The 20,745-nt window shown below is 67.4% G+C and carries 21 protein-coding genes and 1 pseudogene; 18 read left to right on the top strand and 4 right to left on the bottom strand.

The window, feature by feature from the left end:
- Positions 1 to 64 precede the first annotated feature (64 nt).
- The 4 genes from dnaJ (at position 65) to leuB (ending at position 4,599) form a co-directional block, all read left to right on the top strand.
- The gene (gene dnaJ, locus D5041_RS15235; RefSeq protein ID WP_265285132.1) at positions 65 to 1,204 is read left to right on the top strand and encodes a molecular chaperone DnaJ; all 1,140 of its coding nucleotides are present in this window, start codon (positions 65 to 67) and stop codon (positions 1,202 to 1,204) included.
- Positions 1,205 to 1,350: 146 nt separating this feature from the next.
- Complete coding sequence (leuC, locus tag D5041_RS15230) at positions 1,351 to 2,772, top strand: 3-isopropylmalate dehydratase large subunit (RefSeq protein WP_010099908.1); 1,422 nt, start codon at positions 1,351 to 1,353, stop codon at positions 2,770 to 2,772.
- A 35-nt stretch (positions 2,773 to 2,807) separates the two neighbouring features.
- Positions 2,808 to 3,458: a 3-isopropylmalate dehydratase small subunit gene (gene leuD, locus D5041_RS15225; protein WP_265285131.1), complete on the top strand. Its 651-nt coding sequence runs from the start codon at positions 2,808 to 2,810 to the stop codon at positions 3,456 to 3,458.
- A gap of 61 nt (positions 3,459 to 3,519) precedes the next feature.
- Entirely contained in the window at positions 3,520 to 4,599 is a 1,080-nt protein-coding gene (leuB, locus tag D5041_RS15220) for a 3-isopropylmalate dehydrogenase (RefSeq protein WP_265285130.1), read from the top strand.
- Positions 4,600 to 4,629: 30 nt separating this feature from the next.
- Here leuB and D5041_RS15215 read toward each other — a convergent pair whose 3' ends face one another.
- Genes D5041_RS15215 through D5041_RS15205 form a run of 3 tightly spaced genes read right to left on the bottom strand, consistent with a single transcriptional unit; the run spans position 4,630 to position 5,879 of the window.
- A complete protein-coding gene (locus D5041_RS15215) occupies positions 4,630 to 5,187 on the bottom strand; it encodes a recombinase family protein (RefSeq protein WP_265285129.1) in 558 nt (185 codons plus the stop codon).
- A 45-nt stretch (positions 5,188 to 5,232) separates the two neighbouring features.
- Positions 5,233 to 5,652: a DUF5615 family PIN-like protein gene (locus D5041_RS15210; protein WP_265285128.1), complete on the bottom strand. Its 420-nt coding sequence runs from the start codon at positions 5,650 to 5,652 to the stop codon at positions 5,233 to 5,235.
- Positions 5,649 to 5,879, bottom strand: a complete 231-nt coding sequence (locus D5041_RS15205; protein WP_265285127.1) for a DUF433 domain-containing protein — start codon at positions 5,877 to 5,879, stop codon at positions 5,649 to 5,651. The genes D5041_RS15210 and D5041_RS15205 overlap by 4 nt, the downstream gene beginning before the upstream one ends.
- A gap of 192 nt (positions 5,880 to 6,071) precedes the next feature.
- Between D5041_RS15205 and leuC (D5041_RS15200) the strand changes: the two genes are divergently transcribed.
- The 4 genes from leuC (D5041_RS15200) to D5041_RS15180 are packed head-to-tail and all read left to right on the top strand — an operon-like array spanning position 6,072 to position 8,740.
- A complete protein-coding gene (gene leuC / locus D5041_RS15200; RefSeq protein WP_265285126.1) occupies positions 6,072 to 7,475 on the top strand; it encodes a 3-isopropylmalate dehydratase large subunit in 1,404 nt (467 codons plus the stop codon).
- A 5-nt stretch (positions 7,476 to 7,480) separates the two neighbouring features.
- Entirely contained in the window at positions 7,481 to 8,113 is a 633-nt protein-coding gene (gene leuD, locus D5041_RS15195) for a 3-isopropylmalate dehydratase small subunit (protein WP_265285125.1), read from the top strand.
- Between the two features lie 9 nt (positions 8,114 to 8,122).
- Positions 8,123 to 8,476, top strand: coding sequence for a 3-isopropylmalate dehydratase small subunit (locus tag D5041_RS15185; protein WP_321162191.1), 354 nt, complete (start codon positions 8,123 to 8,125; stop codon positions 8,474 to 8,476).
- 24 nt (positions 8,477 to 8,500) lie between these two features.
- Positions 8,501 to 8,740: a 3-isopropylmalate dehydratase small subunit gene (locus tag D5041_RS15180; RefSeq protein WP_265285123.1), complete on the top strand. Its 240-nt coding sequence runs from the start codon at positions 8,501 to 8,503 to the stop codon at positions 8,738 to 8,740.
- Between the two features lie 4 nt (positions 8,741 to 8,744).
- Here the strand turns inward: D5041_RS15180 and D5041_RS15175 are convergent, their stop codons facing one another.
- Complete coding sequence (locus tag D5041_RS15175) at positions 8,745 to 9,422, bottom strand: GntR family transcriptional regulator (RefSeq protein WP_265285122.1); 678 nt, start codon at positions 9,420 to 9,422, stop codon at positions 8,745 to 8,747.
- Positions 9,423 to 9,518: 96 nt separating this feature from the next.
- Here D5041_RS15175 and D5041_RS15170 point away from each other — a divergent pair.
- The 10 genes and pseudogenes from D5041_RS15170 (at position 9,519) to D5041_RS15125 (ending at position 20,744) form a co-directional block, all read left to right on the top strand.
- Positions 9,519 to 10,999 (top strand): annotated as a pseudogene (locus D5041_RS15170) (aconitase family protein).
- A gap of 243 nt (positions 11,000 to 11,242) precedes the next feature.
- Entirely contained in the window at positions 11,243 to 11,728 is a 486-nt protein-coding gene (locus D5041_RS15165; RefSeq protein ID WP_265259543.1) for a YbhB/YbcL family Raf kinase inhibitor-like protein, read from the top strand.
- 164 nt (positions 11,729 to 11,892) lie between these two features.
- The gene (locus D5041_RS15160; protein ID WP_265285121.1) at positions 11,893 to 13,449 is read left to right on the top strand and encodes a COG3014 family protein; all 1,557 of its coding nucleotides are present in this window, start codon (positions 11,893 to 11,895) and stop codon (positions 13,447 to 13,449) included.
- 44 nt (positions 13,450 to 13,493) lie between these two features.
- Positions 13,494 to 13,901 carry a YcfL family putative periplasmic lipoprotein gene (locus tag D5041_RS15155; RefSeq protein WP_265285120.1) on the top strand — a complete coding sequence of 136 codons (408 nt, stop codon included), beginning with the start codon at positions 13,494 to 13,496 and terminating at the stop codon, positions 13,899 to 13,901.
- Between the two features lie 25 nt (positions 13,902 to 13,926).
- Positions 13,927 to 14,550 carry a penicillin-binding protein activator LpoB gene (gene lpoB / locus D5041_RS15150; protein ID WP_265285119.1) on the top strand — a complete coding sequence of 208 codons (624 nt, stop codon included), beginning with the start codon at positions 13,927 to 13,929 and terminating at the stop codon, positions 14,548 to 14,550.
- A gap of 27 nt (positions 14,551 to 14,577) precedes the next feature.
- A complete protein-coding gene (locus D5041_RS15145; RefSeq protein ID WP_265285118.1) occupies positions 14,578 to 15,558 on the top strand; it encodes a hypothetical protein in 981 nt (326 codons plus the stop codon).
- A 14-nt stretch (positions 15,559 to 15,572) separates the two neighbouring features.
- Positions 15,573 to 16,562 carry a hypothetical protein gene (locus D5041_RS15140; protein ID WP_010102151.1) on the top strand — a complete coding sequence of 330 codons (990 nt, stop codon included), beginning with the start codon at positions 15,573 to 15,575 and terminating at the stop codon, positions 16,560 to 16,562.
- A 10-nt stretch (positions 16,563 to 16,572) separates the two neighbouring features.
- A complete protein-coding gene (locus tag D5041_RS15135; RefSeq protein ID WP_265285117.1) occupies positions 16,573 to 17,832 on the top strand; it encodes an MFS transporter in 1,260 nt (419 codons plus the stop codon).
- A gap of 102 nt (positions 17,833 to 17,934) precedes the next feature.
- On the top strand, positions 17,935 to 18,921 hold the full coding sequence (gene dusA / locus D5041_RS15130; RefSeq protein ID WP_265285116.1) for a tRNA dihydrouridine(20/20a) synthase DusA: 987 nt from the start codon (positions 17,935 to 17,937) through the stop codon (positions 18,919 to 18,921).
- A gap of 113 nt (positions 18,922 to 19,034) precedes the next feature.
- Positions 19,035 to 20,744, top strand: coding sequence for a hypothetical protein (locus D5041_RS15125; RefSeq protein WP_265285115.1), 1,710 nt, complete (start codon positions 19,035 to 19,037; stop codon positions 20,742 to 20,744).
- Position 20,745: the final 1 nt, after the last annotated feature.

Below are 20,745 nucleotides of genomic sequence, written 5' to 3'. Positions count from 1 at the left end.
GCCGCGCGGGCCCCTTTGACGGGGCTTGCGCGGCGTTCCTGTTCCAATCGGGCTCAGAATGACCATGTCCAAAAGAGACTTTTACGAAATCCTCGGTGTACCCAAGAACGCCTCGGACGAAGAAATCAAAAAGGCCTATCGCAAGCTGGCGATGAAGTACCACCCCGACCGCAACCAGGGGGATACGGCCAGGCCCGCGGAGGAGAAATTCAAGGAGGCCAAGGAGGCCTACGAGATGCTCTCCGACCCGCAAAAGCGCGCTGCCTACGACCAGTACGGCCACGCCGGGGTCGATCCGAACATGCGTGGCCCCGGCACCGCGGGCGCCGAGGGGTTTGGCGGTTTTGCCGAGGCGTTCGGCGATATTTTTGGCGAGATGTTCGGCCAGCAGCGCGGGCGCGGAGCCGGCGGGCGCCAGGTGTACCGGGGCAGCGACCTGAGCTACGCGATGGAAATCAGCCTCGAAGACGCCGCGCGCGGCAAGGATGCGCAGATCCGCATCCCTTCCTGGGAAGGCTGCGACACCTGCCACGGCAGCGGTGCCAAGCCCGGAACCAGCCCCAAGGTCTGCGCGACCTGCCGGGGCAGCGGCACGGTGCAGATGCGCCAGGGTGTCTTCAGCGTGCAGCAGACCTGCCCGCACTGCCGGGGCACGGGCAAGATCATTCCCGAACCCTGCCCGGCATGCCATGGCCAGGGCAGGATCAAGAAGCAAAAGACGCTGGAAGTGCGGATTCCCCCCGGCATCGACAGCGGCATGCGCATCCGCAGCACCGGCAACGGCGAGCCCGGAACGAATGGCGGCCCCCCGGGCGACCTGTACATCGAAATCCGCCTGAAGAAGCACGACATCTTCGAGCGCAACGGCGACGACCTGCATTGCCAGGTGCCCGTGAGCTTCATCACGGCCGCACTCGGTGGCGAGATCGAGGTCCCCACGCTCGCGGGCAAGGCGGCCATCGACATTCCCGAAGGCACCCAGGCGGGCAAGCAGTTCCGCCTGCGCGGCAAGGGAATCAAGGGGGTGCGCGCCAGCTACCCCGGCGACCTGTACTGCCATATCGCCGTGGAGACGCCGGTCAAGCTCACCGAGCACCAGCGCAAGCTGCTGCACGAACTCGAGGATTCGCTGAAGAAGGGCGGCGCGCGCCATTCGCCCAGCGGCGAGAGCTGGACCGACCGGCTCAAGAACTTCTTCAGCTGACAGCCGCGCTCCCTCTGCCCGACCGCCTGCGGCCACGGCCCGGGCGGTTGTGCGCCGTCCGGGGCGCCCTGCCCTCCCCCGGCTGCTTGCGGCTTGACGCACCACTAGAATCCAATCCCCCGCTTGGAGAGCAGAAAGCCCCCGCCATGGACCGCACGCTGTACGACAAAATCTGGGACGAGCATGTCGTCCATACCGAAGAGGACGGCACCTCCATCCTCTACATCGACCGCCATCTGGTGCACGAGGTCACGAGCCCCCAGGCGTTCGAGGGCCTGCGCGCGGCGGGCCGCAGGGTCTGGCGCACGAGTTCCATCGTCGCCACGGCCGACCACAACACGCCCACCACGGGCTGGGAGCGCGGCTACGACGGAATCACCGACCCGATCAGCCGCGAGCAGATCACCACGCTGAACGACAACATGGCGCAGATCGCGCCCGCCGCGTTCTTTCCGTTCATGCACCAGCGCCAGGGAATCGTGCATGTGATCGGCCCGGAAAACGGCGCCACCCTGCCCGGAATGACCGTCGTCTGCGGCGACAGCCACACCTCCACCCACGGCGCGTTTGGCGCGTTGGCGCACGGCATCGGCACCTCCGAGGTCGAGCACGTGCTGGCCACGCAAACGCTGCTCGCCCGCAAGGCGAAAAACATGCTGCTGCTGCTCGATGGCCAGTTGGCCAAGGGCATCACGGCCAAGGACCTGGTGCTGGCCATCATCGGCCAGATAGGCACCGCGGGCGGCACGGGCTACACCATCGAGTTCGCGGGCGCGGCGATCCGCGCGCTGAGCATGGAGGGCCGCATGACCGTCTGCAACATGGCCATCGAGGCCGGTGCGCGCGCCGGGCTGGTGGCGGTGGACGCGAGGACCATTGACTACGTCCGGGGCCGCCCGCTTGCGCCAACGGGCCTGGAATGGGAGCAGGCCGTGGCGTACTGGAACACATTGCACTCGGATGCCGGCGCCCGGTTCGACGCCACCGTCCGGATCGACGCGGCCCGGATCGCGCCGCAGGTGACCTGGGGCACCTCGCCCGAGATGGTGCTCGGAATCGACGCCCGCATCCCCGATCCGGACAAGGAGAAGGACGTGAACAAGCGCGGCGCCATCGAACGCGCGCTGAGCTACATGGGGCTGCAACCCGGAAAGGCGATCCACGACATCACCCTCGACAAGGTGTTCATCGGCTCGTGCACCAACAGCCGCATCGAAGACATGCGCGAGGCCGCGGCCGTGCTCAGGAAGCTCGGCCGCAAGGTGGCCGGCAACGTGAAGCTGGCCATGGTGGTCCCCGGCTCGGGTCTGGTCAAGGAACAGGCCGAACGCGAGGGCCTGCACACCATCTTCCAGGCCGCGGGCTTTGAATGGCGCGAACCCGGCTGCTCCATGTGCCTGGCCATGAACGCCGACCGCCTGGAGCCCGGCGAGCGCTGCGCGTCCACGAGCAACCGCAATTTTGAAGGCCGCCAGGGCGCCGGCGGCCGCACCCATCTCGTGAGCCCCGCGATGGCCGCCGCGGCTGCGGTGCACGGCCATTTCGTGGACATCCGCCCATTTGCCTGAGCCCGCCAGGCCAGTCGCCAAACCAGGACAACGCCATGCAGAAATTCACCTTGCACAAGGGCCTCGTGGCCCCCATGGACCGCGAGAACGTCGATACCGACGCCATCATCCCCAAGCAGTTCCTCAAGTCGATCAAGAAGACCGGCTTCGGCGTGAACCTGTTCGACGCGTGGCGCTACCTGGACCCGGGCGAGCCCGGGCAGGACCCGGCGCGCCGCAGGCCGAACCCGGACTTCGTGCTGAACCAGCCACGCTACCAGGGCGCATCGATCCTGCTGGCGCGCAAGAACTTCGGCTGCGGGTCCAGCCGCGAGCACGCGCCCTGGGCGCTCGCGCAGTTCGGCTTTCGCGCGCTCATCGCGCCCAGCTTTGCCGACATCTTCTTCAACAACTGCTTCAAGAACGGCCTGCTGCCCATCGCCCTGCCCGACCACACCGTGGCCCGGATGTTCGACGACGTGCTGGCCTTCCCCGGCTACCAACTCGTGATCGACCTCGAGCGCGAATGCATCGTGACCGCGCAGGGCGCCGAGATCCCGTTCGAAGTACAGGCCTTCCGCAGGTACTGCCTGCTCAACGGCCTGGACGACATCGGCCTGACCCTGCGCCAATCCGGGAAGATCAAGGCCTTTGAGGACCAGCGCCTGGCCACCATGCCCTGGCTCGCACGCAGCATGCCGCCCTGATCCTCCTCCTGCTGCCCCCTGCCCCCATATGCATGCATAGCCATCGAGAACGGAACAAGCCATGAAAATCGCAGTCCTGCCGGGCGACGGAATCGGTCCCGAGATCGTCGCCGAGGCCGTCAAGGTTCTGGAAGTGCTGGAACTGAAGTTCGAACTGGAATCGGCCCTGGTGGGCGGCGCCGCCTACGATGCGCATGCCCACCCCCTGCCCGAGCCCACGCTCGCACTCGCCAGGCAGTCCGACGCCATCCTGTTTGGCGCCGTGGGCGACTGGAAGTACGACCAGCTCGAGCGGTCGCTGCGTCCCGAGCAGGCGATCCTGGGGCTGCGCAAGAACCTGGGCCTGTTCGCCAACCTGCGCCCCGCCGTCTGCCACGCGCAGTTGGTGGGCGCGTCCAGCCTCCGGCCCGAACTCGTCGCGGGCCTGGACATCCTCATCGTCCGCGAACTCACCGGCGACATCTACTTTGGCCAGCCGCGCGGCCGCCGAACCGCAATCGACGGGCAGTTCCCCGGCGCCGAGGAAGCGTTTGACACCATGCGCTACTCCCGGCCCGAAATCGAGCGCATCGCCCACGTGGCCTTCCAGGCCGCGCGCAAGCGCAGCAAAAAGCTCACCAGCGTGGACAAGGCGAACGTGCTGGAAACCTCCCAGTTCTGGAGGGACACGCTCATCGGGGTGCACCGGGAATATCCCGACGTCGAGTTGCAGCACATGTACGTGGACAACGCCGCGATGCAGCTCGTCAAGGCGCCCAAGTCCTTCGACGTGCTGGTCACGGGGAATATGTTCGGCGACATCCTCTCGGACGAAGCCGCCACGCTCACCGGCTCCATCGGCATGCTGCCTTCGGCCTCGCTCAACAGCAGCCAGCAGGGTCTGTACGAACCGAGCCACGGCAGCGCCCCCGACATCGCCGGCCAGGGCCTGGCCAACCCGCTGGCAACCATCCTCTGCACCGCGCTGATGCTGCGCTTCAGCCTGAACCAGGAAGCCGCTGCACAGCGCATCGAAGCCGCCGTGCAACAGGTGCTGACCCAGGGCCTGCGCACGCCCGATATCCACAGCGAGGGCACGACCCGGGTCGGCACGGCGCAGATGGGCGACGCCGTGGTCAAGGCACTCGCCGCCCAGGGTTGATGCACGCCGCCCGCGGGCGCGGATAGCAAGCTAAGCCGCTGCGGAAGCCGGAATCCAGCGGTAGAGCGTAGGAACGGACACGCCAAGATTCTTGGCCACGTCCCGAGGCGGCACACCGTTGGCCAGCAGCTTCTTGGCTGACTCGATCTTGCTGTCGGTCATCTGTCGCTTGCGCCCGCCCGTGCGTCCGAGCCGGCGGGCGACCTCCAGCCCGGCGCGCGTTCGCTCGACCGTCAGCGCACGCTCCATCTCGGCCAGACTGGCCATGACGTGAAAGAAAAACCGGCCGGACGGCGTGCCGGTATCGATGGCGTCGCTGAGGCTTTTGAACTGGACCTTCTGCATGCTCAAGCCGGTGACGAAATCCAGCAGATTTTTGACGCTCCGGCCGAGACGATCCAGCTTCCACACGACGAGGGTATCGCCCTTGCGCAGCATCTCCAGCGCCTTGGCCAGACCAGGCTGCTCTGCCCGGCTATCACTGATCTTGTCGTCGAAAACCTTCTTGCAGCCGGCCTTCTTCAGAGCCTCGATTTGCAGATCAAGATTCTGATCCTGCGTCGAAACACGCGCATACCCGATCAGCATGATCGAATCGCACGCAGCGCGCAGCCGCAAACGCGCGCAGCCACTTCAGCGCGCCTTGATTCCATGCTTTTGCGGCCCAGCTTCACCCTTCTGCCCCCTCGGTTGCAGCGGCAACAAGCGCAAGCGCGTGCGCTTCGGATCGACCGTCAGGAGCGCGCCATCTTCCAGTTCGGAGGCCATTTGCCGCAATGCCATGACGACCTGTTTGCGAATCACATCCGGGCTGACATCCTCGGCGCGAATCTGCACCACGCTGGGCTTCTCGCCATGGGTGGTAGCGAGGATCGCACCAAAGTCCAGATCGTGTGTCAGCACCACGCAGTGGGTCGCGCTGGCATAGGCCATGATCTCCGAGTCCGGTGCGTCGTAGGCCCCGAGCGTTGACCAATGCGCCGCCTCGATCCCTGCATCGGTCAACACATCGACCCAGCGCGGCGACAGGTTCATATCGACCAGCAGCTTCATGCAATGGCCAGCGTGACCTCGCGTTCATCCGCACGCCATGCAGCGTAGCGAAGCGCCTGCATGACGTCGTCGCGCTCCAGGTAAGGAAAGTCGGTCAGGATTTCATCGACGCTGTGGCCTGCGCCGATTTGGCCGACCACCATGCCGACCGTGACGCGCATTCCGCGAATGCACGCCTTGCCCCCCATGACTTCCGGCTGTTGCGTGATGCGGTTGAGTGGACCCATATTGCTGCTCCTTGTCGAAACTCGCTGTGATGGTAGTGGTTCGAGAATGGTATTTCAAGAACTATTTGTGAGAATGCGGGCATGTCGGTACCGCGCCAAGGCATCTTAGCCAGGGAGCGCTGCTACGCAGCCTTGCGTCACGGTTTACGTATACGTTAAGATATACGAATACAAGCCACCGCGCACTTCAGCATGCCCCTGACCCTCTACGACAAGATTTGGAATGCGCACCGCGTGCACGCATTCTCCGACGGCAGCACGCTGCTGTACATCGACCAGCACCTCGTCCATGAAGTGACGACGCCGCAGCCATTCGACGGGTTGCGCCTCGCTGGCCGGCGCGTGCGCCGACCGGACGCGACCTTGGGCGTTGCCGACCACGACATTCCCACCACGCCTGGCCGCTCCGACGACTGCGAGGACCCCGAAGCCAGGGTGCAGCTTGCGCTGATGCGCCAGAACACCCGGGAGTTCGGAATTACCTACTTCGGCTACGAGGACCCGCGCCAGGGCATCGTGCACGTGGTGGGCCCCGAGCAGGGGCTGACCCAGCCGGGAATGACCGTCGTCTGCGGCGACAGCCACACCTCCACCCACGGCGCCTTCGGTGCCTACGCGGTGGGCATCGGCACCTCCGAGGTGGAGCACGTGCTGGCCACGCAGACGCTGATCCAGAAGCGCTCCCGGAACATGCGCATCACCTGCACGGGTGCGCTGCGCCCGGGTGTGGCGGCCAAGGACCTGGTGCTCGCCCTCATTCGCCAGATCGGTACCGCCGGCGCCACCGGCTGCGTGATCGAGTTTGCCGGCCCTGCGGTTCAGGCGCTGTCCATGGAAGGCCGCATGACCCTGTCCAACATGGCCATCGAGGCCGGTGCGCGCGCGGGCCTGATCGCGCCGGACGAGACCACATTCCGCTACCTCCAGGGCCGCCCGGGCGCGCCCCAGGCCGGGCACTGGCAGCAAGCGCTGGCCTACTGGAAATCGCTGCCGTCCGATCCGGGCGCACACTACGACGCCGAGGTCGGGATCGATGCATCCCAAGTGGCGCCGATGGTGACCTGGGGCACCAGCCCGCAGGACGTGGTTCCCGTGACCGCCGTGGTGCCCGACCCGGCGACCGCCAAGGACGAGGCCGCGCGCGAAGCCGCCGCCGCTGCGCTGGAATACATGGGCCTGCGCGCGGGCCAGAAGATCTCGGACATTGCGCTGGACAAGGTGTTCATTGGCTCGTGCACCAACAGCCGCATTGAAGACCTGCGTGCAGTGAGCCAAGTGGTGGCCGGCCGCAAGGTCGCCCGCCATGTGCAGGCGCTGGTGGTTCCGGGCTCCGGGTGGGTCAAGCGCCAGGCTGAGCGGGAGGGCATCGCCCAGACCCTGATCGACGCCGGCTTCGAATGGCGCGAGCCGGGTTGCTCGATGTGCATCGCAATGAACCCGGATCGGCTGCAACCGCAGGAGCGTTGCGCATCGACCTCGAACCGCAACTTCGTCGGCCGCCAGGGCCCGCGCGGCCGCACCCACCTGGTGAGCCCTGCCATGGCGGGCGCTGCGGCCATCGCCGGCCATTTCGTCGACGTCCGCGACTGGAAGTGAAGCCCATGGAAAAATTCACCCGCGTCCAAGGCTACGCGGCGCCCATGCCGATCGCGAACATCAACACGGACATGATCACCCCGAAGTACATGCTCAAGTGGGTGACCAAGACCGGACTGGGCTGGGGCCTGTTCCGCGAATACCGCATGCGCAACGACGGGTCGGAAAACCCGGACTTCGTCCTCAACCAGGAGCCGTGGCGCAAGTCCAGGCTCATCGTGGCGCTGGAGAATTTCGGCTGCGGCTCCTCGCGCGAACACGCGCCGTGGGCACTGTACGACTTCGGCATCCGCAGCATCATCGCGCCCTCGTTCGCCGACATCTTCTACAACAATTGCTTCAAGAACAGCCTGCTGCCGGTCATCCTCAGCCCCGAGGAGGTGGCCGCCGCAATGCAAGAGGCCATCGCCGGCCGCCAGATCAGCGTGGACCTGCCCGAGCAGACCGTGACGCTGGAGGACGGTCGCCAGTTCCGCTTCGAGGTGACCGGGTTGCGCAAGCACTGCCTGCTCCATGGCCTGGACGACATTGGCCTGACTTTGCAGCAGGCCGCCAGGATCGACCAGTTCGAGCAGGATCAGCGGGCTCGCCAGCCCTGGCTATACGAGCGCGCGCATCAGCTGATGCATCAGATCTGATAGTGGGCACTGTACGACTTCGGCATCCGCAGCATCATCGCGCCCTCGTTCGCCGACATCTTCTACAACAATTGCTTCAAGAACAGCCTGCTGCCGGTCATCCTCAGCCCCGAGGAAGTGGCCGCCGCAATGCAAGAGGCAACAGCCGGCCGCCAGATCAGCGTGGACCTGCCCGAGCAGACCGTGACGCTGGAGGATGGTCGCCAGTTCCGCTTCGAGGTGACCGGGTTGCGCAAGCACTGCCTGCTCCATGGCCTGGACGACATTGGCCTGACTTTGCAGCAGGCCGCCAGGATCGACCAGTTCGAGCAGGATCAGCGGGCTCGCCAGCCCTGGCTGTACGAGCGCGCGCGCATCAGCTGATGCATCAGATGTCCTGGACCAATCTTGGATCAGCAAGAGGCCACCGCCGGCCGCCAGATCAGCGTGGACCTGCCCGAGCAGACCGTGACGCTGGAGGACGGTCGCCAGTTCCGCTTCGAGGTGACCGGGTTGCGCAAGCACTGCCTGCTCCATGGCCTGGACGACATTGGCCTGACTTTGCAGCAGGCCGCCAGGATCGACCAGTTCGAGCAGGATCAGCGGGCTCGCCAGCCCTGGCTGTACGAGCGCGCGCGCATCAGCTGATGCATCAGATCTGGTGGATATTCAGCGAGCTGAGAAGCTGCTCCAGGGTTCTGGACCAATCCTGGCGGTGCGCGCCGTGGATCTTGCGCGCGATCTGCGGTCGCTTCTGCCGGATGGCGTCCACCAGGTCGCCGTGGTGCTGCACCGAACCGACCGGCTTGTCGCGTAGCCTCAGGGTGAACAGCCGCACCCGGTGCGACTGGGCGAACATCAGCTTGGCCATGCGCGCCAGGCGCTGGTTGCCGCACAGATCCACCAGCCGGGCGTGAAAGCGTTCGTCGGCTGCGGCCCAGGCGTTCAGGTCGTCGTGCTCGAGGGCAGTGGCCATGCCATCCACGCATTCCTGCAATGCCTGCACCTCCTGGTCGTTGGGGTTCTTCTGCGCCAACAACTCGGCCGCCACCGTTTCCAGCGGCGACAGCACCTGGTAGATCTCGTGGATGTCGGCCAGCGTGATGGGGGTGATGCGATAACCGTGTCGGCGCACCGCCTGGACCAGGCCCTCGGACTCCAGGCGCGCAAGGGCCGCGTGCACCGGCGTGCGACTGACCCCCAGTTCCTGCGCAACCACATCCTCCAACAGGTGGCTGCCGCCCGGAATCTGGTTGTTCATGATCTTGTGCCGCAAGCTCAGGTAGACCGAGTCACTGGAAGTTGGCTTGGCGTCCGGGGTGTTGCTCATCTGAAAGATTTATTCGTTGACATGGCTGGAGTGCCAGCATATTGTCGCGTGCTGTTATGTATACGCACAATGATTCTGTAAAGAATTCTCACTCCCATGGCAACCCCTTCCAGCATCCCTTTCAACGGCAGGATCCTCTTCCTCTGCGACGATCCGCAGCGTATTGCATTGCAGCTCACCGGTGTGGACTTCACGCCGGCCCAAGCGGGAACACTGCGCGACAACGTCTCCACCGACGAGATCACGCCCACCACCGTGATGACCGTGTGCGACGAGCGGCTCGGTGACTATCCCTACGTGGGCCTGCGCATTCGCGACGAGACACCGATCGGCAAGGGCGCGATCCGCCGCGCCGGCTTTGCCGTGGTGGTCGGCGGCAAGCGCTACGGCAAGGGCTCCTCGCGCGAGAACAGCCCCATGGCCGAGTTGGCCGCCGGCGTCCGACTGGTGATCGCCGAGAGCTTCGAGCGCATCTACCGCCAGAACGCGCACAACGTGGGCCTGCTGACCTCCACCGACACCGGCCTCATCGAGCGCATCCAGGCCGGCGAGGCCATCGCGTTGCACGAGTTCACCGACGGCCACGACGATCTCAGCCAGCGCATCATCCGTGCGGGCCGCACTCCGGCGCGCTGGGCGCGCTGTGCTTCGGCGTGGGCGCCACCGACATGGCGAATGCCTGGGTCACGGGCCTGGTGCGCTGCAACTATCCGGGCGTGTTCCGGGTGGAACTGCACGGTGAATTGCAGCCCGGCGTGCACGCCAAGGACGTGGTGCTGGAACTGCTGCGCGCGCCCTGCATCGCCGAGGGCGGCGGCATCGGCATGGTGTTCGAGTACACCGGCCCGGTGACCGAGCGCATGTCGGTGGACGAGCGTGCCACCCTGACGAATATGGTCGCCGAGTTGGGGGGCTTTACCGGCATCGTGGCGCCCGACGCGCGCACTGTGGCCTTCCTCCGGGAGCGCCGCGGCGTCGATGTCACCATCGAGCCCTGGATGCGCAGCGACCAGGGCGTGGTGTACGAGCGCAGCATCTCCATTGACTGCACGCGCATCGAACCCCTGTTTGCCGCCCCGGGCGACCCGGGCAATGGCGTGCCGTACAGCCGGATCGGCCGCAGAGTCCCGGTGGACATTGCCTACGCGGGCTCCTGCACCGCCGGCAAGCGCGCGGATTTCGACACGTACCTGGAAGTATTCGCCTGGGGCCTGGCGCACGGCCTGAGGGTGCCGGACAGGGTGTCGCTGTTCCTGCAGTTCGGCACGCAGGACGTCCGGCGCTATTGCACGGAAAAGAACATGCTGCCGGTGTTCCAGGCCGTGGGCGCGGAGATGCTCATGCCAGGCTGTGGCGCCTGCGCCAACTGCGGACCGGGCGCCTCCACCGCGACCGGGCAGGTGACGGTCAGCGCCATCAACCGCAACTTCCCGGGCCGCTCCGGCCCCGGGAAGGTCTGGCTGGCCAGCCCCTCCAGCGTGGCCGCCAGCGCTTTGGCTGGCGAGTTGATCACTTTCGGTGAACTGAAGAAGCGCGCCGCAGGCAGCGCCGGCACGACCTCCTTGCACACAATATGATCACCCCCGGCGCCATGGGCGCTACCATGACAGCGCGTACCAAGAAGGGCCGTGCGCCAGCCCGTGCAGGGCAGGTTGCACGACAGACAGATCAACCAATGTATGGAAAGGATGGGTTCACCAACCCAGGCTTGCGAAGATTCCATCGAGTGCGATGGCAAACGGGTCCGACCACGGTCATCCCTGTTCGTCACCCCACCGCAGAGGGATCTTGCGAATGGAATGTGCAGCCCGATTGATTGCATGAGCCACTTCACACTGACATCGCCTGAATTCAAGGATCAGGATCCGCTGCAACGGGTGCACGAGTACGACGGCTTCGACGGCAGCGGCCAGAACCGTTCGCCCGCGCTGCAATGGCAGGGCGCGCCAGAAGGCAGCAAGAGCTTTGCGTTGACGCTCTACGATCCGGACGCGCCCACCGGCAGCGGCTTCTGGCACTGGATCCTGTTCGACGTCGATCCGTCCGTCACCCGAATCGCCGCCGGCGCAGGCCCCGGCGATCTGGAAGCAATCGGCGCCCAGGCCAGCAACGACTACGGCACCACGGGCTACGGCGGCCCCTGCCCCCCCAAGGGCTCGCCGGCACACCGCTACATCTTCACCGTGCACGCGCTGAGCGTACCCAAGCTGGGGCTGCCGGGCAGCACGCCCAACGCGGTGCTGCGCTTCATGATCTACCAGAACACACTCGCCACGGCCACCCTGACCGGCCTCTATAAGCGCTGAGGCGGAGGTACGCCTTGCTGTAACGGTCCGGGCAGCTGAACAAATGGGGCCGGACTATGGCTAAAATGATTAACATTCGGTCAGTCAACTAAACAAAAAGCCAATCTCGGTAACAGCTTTCCAACAGCATCGCTTGCAGAATCCGACAGGAAGGAACCTTCTTCATGAGCAACAGCCAGTCCCGTTTTCGTCCACGCCCTGCGCGCCTTTTGTGGGGGCTGGCGCTGAGCGCCATCCTCTCCGGTTGCGCCAACATGCAGAGCCACGACAAACTGGCCAGCGAGGTGCAAAGCGCCGGGCGCGCGGGCGGTATTGCCGCGGCACTGACGCATCTCGAAAGCACGGCCAAGACCGAAGAGGAGAGGACCGCGCTGCTGTTCAACATGGAGCGCGGTGAACTGCTGCGCATGGACCGCCGCTACCCCGAGAGCACGCAGGCCTTCCTGCTTGCCGACAACAAGGTCAAGGAATGGGAAGACACCGCCAAGACCAACCCCGGCAAGCTCCTGGGCATGGTGGGCGCCACGCTGATCAGCGAGCGCCTGAAGGTCTACGAGGGCCAGGACTACGAAAAGGTCTGGCTGACCACGCGCCTGGCGCTCAACCGCGTCGCGGTGGGCGACTTTGAGAACGCCCGCGTGGACGTCAAGCGCACACACGAGCGCGAGGCCGTGATTGCCGAATTCCGCGCCAAGGAAACCCTGGCTGCGGAAGAGGAGGCCAAGTCCAAGGGCGCCACAGCCGGCGGCAAGGAAATCAACGGCTACCCCGTGCAAACGCTCAACGATCCGGAGGTGCTGGCGCTCAGGAACGGCTACCAGAACGCGCTCAGCCACTACCTGGCCGGCTTCCTGTACGAGGTGCTCAACGAGCCCGGTCTGGCTGCCCCCGGCTACCGCAAGGCCATCGAACTCAAGCCCGAAACCGGGGTGCTCGAAGAGGGTCTGCGCGGCCTCGACGAGCGCACGGGCTTCACCTGGAAGCGCCGCCAGCGCATGACCGACGTGCTCTTCGTGATCGAGGCCGGCGACGCTCCGGCGCGCAAGTCCAGGGCCTTTACGCTGCCCGTTCCCACCGGGAGCGGAATGATCACGGCGAGCATTTCCTACCCGGTGATCGAGCCGTCGCACGACCCGCTGCTGACCCGTTTGTCGGCCGCCGGCAGCGATTTGAAACTCGAAAAAGTGGTTGACCTGAACGTGATGGCGCGCCGCGTGCTCAAGGACGAAATGCCCGGCATGGTGCTGCGTAACGTCACCCGTGCCATAGCCAAGGGCGTGGTGCAGAACGAGTTGCAGAAACAAGGCGGCCTGATCGGGGGGCTGCTTGGCATCGCCGCATCCACGCTCACCGAGCAGGCCGACGACCGCATGTGGCGCATGCTGCCCGGCCGCGTGTACGTGGCCCGCGGCTACCTGCCGCCGGGCGAGCACCGCGTCTCCATCGATGGCCGCGAACTGCCCACGCCGATCAAGATCGACGGCCAGTACGCGCTGGTGCCGCTGCGCATGTATGAAAACAGCGTGCTCATCGGCGACGTCGCCACGCTCGGCCAACTACCCACCGCCGCGCTTGCCGCAACGCCGCCCCCGGCGCCCGTTGCAGCAGTGCCCACTGCGCCGCCGCCTGCCGCTGCCGCCGCCCCTGCGCGCAGCGCCAGCAAGCGCCCCCCGCGCACGGCGGCCAATCCCGCGGCCACCGCGCCGCGCCAACTCCCGTGAATCGGAGCATTCCGATCGTTTCCCATCCCCAAGGAGCCTTTTGCATGAGACCCCGCCTTGCCCTCGCCGCCGTACCCGCCGTGGTATGCGCGGCCCTGCTGACCCCGGTCAGCGCCGCCCACGCGCAGCAGCACGACCCGGCCACGCCGCTGGCCGTGGCCTCCAAGATCAATCTGCGTGGCGAAGCCCACGGCATTGCCGTGCGCGAGATGCGCATCGTGCGCAAGAACGACATCCTGACGGTGCAGGCCGACCTGTCCAACGTGGGCCGCACCGACCGCACGGTGTTCTACCGCTTCAAGTGGCTGGACAACCTGGGTGGCCCGGTGGGCGACGGCGAGGCATGGAAGCAGATGCGCGTGCTCGGCCTGGGCCAGCAGACCGTCAAAAGCGTGGCGCCCACCAGCGCTGCAATCGACCTGCGCCTTGAAATGAATGTGGAGTTGCGCTGAAACCGGCGCACGAAGGACGAAACCCATGCAAGAAAAAACCCTCCCCGCGCGCAGCGCGCGCATCCTGGCCCTTGCGGCGATCACCCTGGCCCTGGCGGCCTGCCAGAGTACGGACCTGTCCTCGCCGACCGTGCGCTTCGACCGCCAGGTGGACTACGGCGACGCCAAGGCGGTAGAGCTGGTGACCAACGAATTCGGCTCCACCGACCTGCAACTGATCGCCGAGAAGATGACCGGCGGGCTGCTCGAAACCGGCATCTTCCAGGGCCGCCCCACGGTGACCATCTCCACCGTGAAAAACAAGACCAGCGAGTACATCGACACCACCAACGTGATGAATTCGATCCAGACGGCGCTGGTCAAGTCGGGCAAGGTGCGCTTCGTGCGCTCCATCAGCGAAATGCAGGCCGGAGTCGACGAGTTGCAGCGCCAGAACCAGAGCGGCCTGTACAAGCAGGGTAGCACCGCCAAGATAGGCCAGATGACGGCGGCCAAGTACAGCATGGAGGGGGAGCTCTCCAGCATCGTCAAGCAAAGCAGCAATACCAAGGACGTGTACTACAAGTTCACGCTCAAGCTGTTCGACGTGCAGGAAGGCACGGTCGAATGGCAGGACGAGAAAGAAATCCGCAAGACCAGCAAGCGCTGAACGGCGCGCTACCCAGGAACCACCACCATGCAGCAGCGCAGAACCATTTTGCACACGGCCCTGGCCGTGCTCACCCTCACCGCCCCGGCCTGGGGCGTTGCCGCCCCGGCGCGGCCAGGCGCGGCGCCCCGGATCGCCGTGACCGACCTGGCCTACGCGCAGCGCGTGTCCGAATACTTCGTGGCCGGCACCTACCAGCACAGCAGCCAGATGAGCGCGGGTGGCAGCCACAGCGGCAGCTACAGCCACGGCCCCCAGGGCGGCTCGGGCGCGCATACCGGCAGCCACTCCATGCAGGCCTCCGAGCAGGCCAGCGGCACCTATGTGGCCGGCCGCTACAGCTACATCGAGCAGCGCGAGCTCGGCGGCTACACCAACGACATCAAGGGCGCGCTCCTGCAGGGCAGCTATTTCCGCCTCGTGCAGGGCAAGGGCTTTGACGCCGGACGGCCCCAGCCGAGCAAGGCCGAGCAGGTACTCAATCAAGTGCAGGGCGGCAAGATGGCGCAACCCCAGGCGCAGCCGCAGGTCGCGGACGTGATCGCGCGCATCAAAAAGGGCGAATTCAACGGCGCCGACCATGTGCTGTTCGGCGTGGTCTCGAGCGTCGAGTTCACCGACGCGCTCTCGCCCCTGCAGGGCAGCTCCAGCGCCACGCGCCAGTACGGCCTGCAATTGCTCGCCGACTTCTCGCTGATCGACACCAAGACCTACGAGATCAAGGCCGCGTTCTCGGCGCAGGGGGAGGGCAACGACACCAAGATCCTGTCGATCCGCGGCGATATTGCTCCGCCCAACCGGGCCAAGGTGATGCGTGAAACCTCGCTCTCGCTGGCGCAGAGCGTCTACCAGCAGCTGGCCACGCAACTCGGCTACACCGACGCCCACCTGGCACGCGGCCTGCGCCCGCCGCCCGCAGTGCCCCCGCAGGCCGGCCAGCCCATGCCCCAACCGGTCGAATCGGCCCCGCCACCCCAAGCGCCCGAGCAGGTCCTGATCCTCAAATAGCCAAGCCGTGTTGCATGCGGTCCTGCTGGTTCTGGCTGGTGCTGCTGCCGACCGCTTTGCTGGGGGGCTGCGCGGCCTCGCCGGCGCCGGCGCCCGCCGCAGCATCCCCCAACGCCTTTCTTGCGCACCCGCTGCCCGGTGACGGCGCGGCCCTCCTGCCCGCACTCCAGCGCAAGGAACGGGTCGCGCCCCTGCGCTACCGCGTCATCGTGCTGCCGGGGTCGGGTTGCGCGGGCATGGGGGCCTTTGCCGAGCGCTACTTTGCCGGGCTGCTGCACGCGCAGGTGCTGCTGCTGCACAAACCCGGGGTCGCGCCCGAGGCGCGCACGGCGCCTGCCGACTGCCCGCACGATTTCCTGCGCCAGGACCGCCTGTCCGCCTGGCTGGCGCATGCCCGCGCAGCCCTGCGTGCCGACGCCCGGCAACGCCAGGGGCAGCCCGCCCTGCCGCAACTGCTCGTCGGCATTTCCGAGGGCGCCGAGTTGCTGCCCGCGCTGGCGCCCGAGGTGCCGCATCTGGCGGGGCTGATCCTGCTGTCCTCCAGCGGGCTGGACCCGCAGGAGAGTGGGGCGCTGCAGGCCCGCCGCCTGGGGCGGGAGGCCGAGTGGCAGGCCCTGGGCAGGGCGCGGGCCACTGCGCTGCCGGACGACGCGCTGATCCAGGGGCGCAGCCTGGGCTACTGGCGCGACCTGTGGCATTGGCCGGTGGCGCAGCCTTTGACCGACGGCCCCTGGCCCGTGCTGCAAGTCTGGGGCGCAGACGATTCCCGGGTGCCCGCCGCTGCCTACGAGCGCTTCGCACAGCGTGCCGCGCGGCGCCCGGCGGCTCTGTGCGCGCACCGGCTGGACGGCGCGGACCACGGCCTCCAACAACCTGCTGCGAGCACCGACGGCGTGCAGCAGCTATGGGCCTGGACCGAGCAATGGGCGCGCGCACCGCGGGCCGGACTGTGCAGTCCACTGCAGCGCCGGCAGGCTTCCCAAGAGACCCTGGACACGTTCTGAGATCACCGCCATGACCCACCCCCCGTCCACCGACAGCGTCCAGCCGACTCCCCTGCGCCAGGACGCCCGCACCATCGGCCTCGTCGGTCTGGCCCACGGCTGCTCGCACTTCTTTCATATGCTGCTGCCCCCGCTGTTCCCGTGGCTGATCCGGGACTTCGGCCTGAGCTACTCCGAACTGGGCCTGCTGGTTTCGGTGTTCTTCATCGTCTCGGGGGTCGGTCAGGCCCTTTCGGGCTTTGTGGTCGACCGCGTGGGCGCAACGCCCGTGCTGTACTGCGCGCTGTCGGTCTTTGCGGCCGCGGCCCTGGCGGCGGCTGCGGCGCCCGGCTACGCGGGCCTGCTGCTCGCAGCCGCGCTGGCCGGTCTGGGAAACGCCCCGTTCCATCCGGTGGACTTCACCATCCTGAACAAGCGCGTATCACCGCTGCGCCTGGGGCACGGCTTTTCGGTGCACGGCATCAGCGGCAACCTGGGCTGGGCGCTGGCGCCCGTGTTCATGGCCGGAATCGCCACGGCCACGGGATCGTGGCGCAGCGCCTGCCTGTGCGCCGCCCTGCTGGCCCTGGCCGTGCTGGCCACCGTGCTGTACAACCGCGGGGCGCTCGACGACCGCCGGGGCGCCGGGTCGCAGCTGGCCGGGGCCGGCAGCAGCGCGGCGGCGCCGGAGCATCCGCTGGCGTTTCTCCGGCTGCCTTCGGTGTGGCTGTGCTTCTCGTTCTTTTTCTGGAGCACCTGCTCCCTGGGCGCGATCCAGAGTTTCTCCGGCCCCGCGTTGCAGTCCCTGTATGGGTTGCAGCCCGGCGTGGCAGCCATGGTGGTGACGGGCTACATGCTGTGCGGCGCTGCGGGGATGCTCGCGGGGGGCTTTCTCGTGGGTCGCGTGCAGCGGCTGGAGAAGACCATCGCGCTCAGCCTGCTGGGCTCGGCAGCGGGGCTGATGCTCGTGGGAATGGGCTTTTTTCCGGGCCTGGCGGCGCTGCTGCTGGCCTCGGTGGCGGGGCTGGGAACGGGGCTGGCAGGCCCCTCGCGGGACATGCTGATCAAGCGCGCAGCCCCCGCGGGCGCCACGGGCCGCGTGTACGGCACCGTGTATTCGGGGCTCGACCTGGGCTTTTGCCTGGCCGCTCCGACCTTTGGCGCCCTGCTCGATCGGGGCCTGGCCGCGGGCATCTTCCATGGCGCGGCCGGCGCGCTGGCGCTGGGCGTGGCATCGGCTGCGCTGGTCGGCGCGCGGGTGGCGGCGCGCTCCAGCGCCCGGCCCGCGTGACGGGCGCCGGGGCCGGGACTGGTGGGACTCCGGCGGTGGGACAATGGCCCCGCCGCAGCCCTGCTGACAGGGGCGCCCTCCCCTGCTTTTGGTTTTCTCCCCGTGCCATCCACCCCGAATCCCTGGCGCATGTCCGTCGCCCCCATGATGGACTGGACCGACCGCCACTGCCGCTACTTTCACCGGCTGCTGACCCGCCGGACCCGGCTGTACACCGAAATGCTGCACGCGGGCGCCGTCATCCATGGGGGCACCGAACGGCATCTGCGCTTTCATGCCGAAGAACACCCCGTGGCCCTGCAACTGGGCGGCAGCGACCCCGCCGACCTGGCCCGGGCTGCGCGTCTCGGCGCCCAATGGGGCTACGACGAAATCAACCTCAACTGCGGCTGCCCCAGCGAGCGCGTGCAGCGCGGTGCGTTCGGCGCCAGCCTGATGAAGGCCCCGCAGCGGGTCGCGGACTGCATAAGGGCCATGCAGGACCAGGTTGACGTGCCGGTGACGGTGAAGCACCGCATCGGCGTGGACCGGCAGGAGGACTACGGCTTTGTGCGCGACTTCGTGGGCACGCTCGCCGACGCGGGCTGCAACGTGTTCATCGTGCACGCGCGCAATGCCTGGCTGCAGGGCCTGAGTCCGAAGGAGAACCGCGACGTCCCGCCCCTGCGCTACGCGGTGGTGCACCGGCTCAGGGCCGACTTCCCCGGCATCACCCTGGCCATCAACGGCGGCATGGACAGCGATGCGCTGGTGCAAGAGCAGCTGCGCGCGCTCGACGGCGTGATGGTCGGCCGCGCGGCCTACCACAACCCCTGGTGGCTGGCCCGCTGGGACGCGCTGTACCACGGGGGCGAACCCTGCCCGCTGACCCGCGACGAGGTGGAGCTTGCAATGTTGCAGTACATGGAGCGCGAAGCGGCCCGGCACGGCACGCCCTGGCCGCACATCGCGCGCCACATGCTGGGCCTGCGCCACGGCCTGCCGGGCGCGCGCCTCTGGCGCCAAGTCTGGAGCGACCACCTGCTCCGGGAACTCCCGGCGCAGGCGGTCCATGCGCGGGCGCTCCAGTCCAAAATGCCCTCCCTTTGAGCCTGCTTCGCGCCTTCCCCCCAGGGAGAACGCAGCAATAGCGGCCCGGCAAGGCCGGTTCTGCACGGATCGGGCGCCGTTTCCAGGCGGCCCTTATCCCTTATTCTTGGCGCGTGCATCCACCGACCCCCGCCATCGTGACCCAGAATGCGGTCAGCCCCCTGCCGCGCTGGGCGCTGACGCTGTTGTGCATCGCCTACGTGGTGCCGGGCTCCGTGGGACGCGATCCGTGGAAGAGCGCCGACATCACGGCCTTCGGCTACATGCTGGAACTGGCCCGGGGGCACACCCCATGGCTCAGCCCCCTGCTGGGCGGCATGCCCCCCGAAACCGAGGGGCTGCTTGCCTACTGGCTGGGCGCGTGGGCGATCCGCATTGCGCCGCCGTGGATGTCCGCCGAATTCGCCGTGCGCGTCCCGTTTGCCGCCTTGCTGCTCATGACGCTGGCGGCCACTTGGTACGGTGTGCATTACCTTGCACGCAGCCCGGGGGCTCAGCCCGTGGCCTTTGCGTTCGGGGGGGAAGCGAGTCCGACCGACTATGCCCGCGCCATCGCGGATGGCGCGCTGCTCGCGTTGATCGCCTGCCTGGGCCTGGCGCAGCTGTCGCACGAAGTCACGGGCCACTTGGTCCAGCTCAGTTGCACGGCGCTGCTCTTCTTTGCCGTGGCCGCCATGCCGTACCGTCCCGTGGCGTGCACCGTGGCCCTGGTCCTGGGCATGGCCGGGCTGACACTGGCCGGAGCGCCCGCGCTCGCGGTGCTGCTGGGTACGGGGAGCCTGGTGCTGCTGTTCCATGCATCCGGATCCTGCAGCGCAACGGACCGCCGCCGGTCCTGGTGGGGCGCAGCGCTGGCGGCCAGCACGCTGGCCGCGGCGCTGATGGCCTGGAGCCTGGACCTGTGGCGCTGGCGGATCGTGGGCCTGGATTCCGTGCTCAGGGACTGGCAGAGCCTTGCGCGCTTGCTGCTGTGGTTCGGCTGGCCCGCATGGCCGCTGGCGCTGTGGACCATGTGGCGCTGGCGCAAGCAGATCTTCAGCCGCCAGGGCCACCGGCATCTGCTGCTGCCGCTGTGCTTCCTGGGCCTGTCCATCGCCGCCACCCTCGGCACCCGACCCGCGGACCGGGCCCTGCTGCCGGGCCTGCCGGCCATGGCCGCGCTGGCCGCCTTTGCACTGCCGACGCTGCGCCGCAGCGTGGCGGCGCTGATCGACTGGTTCACCCTGCTGTTCTTCAGCACCTCGGCGCTGGCAATCTGGGTCATCTGGATTGCCCTGCAGACCGGATTTCCCGCCAAACCCGCGGCCAACGTGGCCAAGCTGGCGCCCGGCTTCGTGCCGCAGTTCTCGGCACTGGCTCTGCTCGTGGCCCTGGCCGCGAGCCTGGGTTGGTGCGGCCTGGTCTGGTGGCGCGCGGCGCGCGACCGGGTCCCCATCTGGAAAAGCCTGGTGCTGCCCGCGAGCGGCGCCACGCTGGGCTGGCTGCTGCTCATGACCCTGTGGCTGCCCCTGCTGAACTATGCGCGCAGCTATGGCCCGCAGGTGCGCAGCGTCGTCGCGGCGCTGGGTCCGGCGCCGGGATGCATCCAGACGCTGCGCCTGAACCGGGCGCAGGTCGCGGCGCTGCAATACCACGGCCGGCTGTCGCTGCAGCGCACGGACCCGCAGGGCGCGTGCCAGTGGCTGCTCACGGACGGCACGGCGTGGCCGCTCTCCGCGTACATGCCCGACGCCGCGCAGTGGGAGTTCCAGGCCAGCATCTCCCGCCCCACCGACAAAAACGACTATCTCCTGCTGTTTCGCCGAACCAACCCGGAGCGCTGAT

Origin of the sequence: Verminephrobacter aporrectodeae subsp. tuberculatae, assembly GCF_026127385.1 — a bacterium.
Taxonomy (GTDB): domain Bacteria; phylum Pseudomonadota; class Gammaproteobacteria; order Burkholderiales; family Burkholderiaceae_C; genus Acidovorax; species Acidovorax aporrectodeae.
Note: the sequence above shows the minus strand (reverse complement) of the source record. Positions and strands in the feature narration are given on the sequence as shown.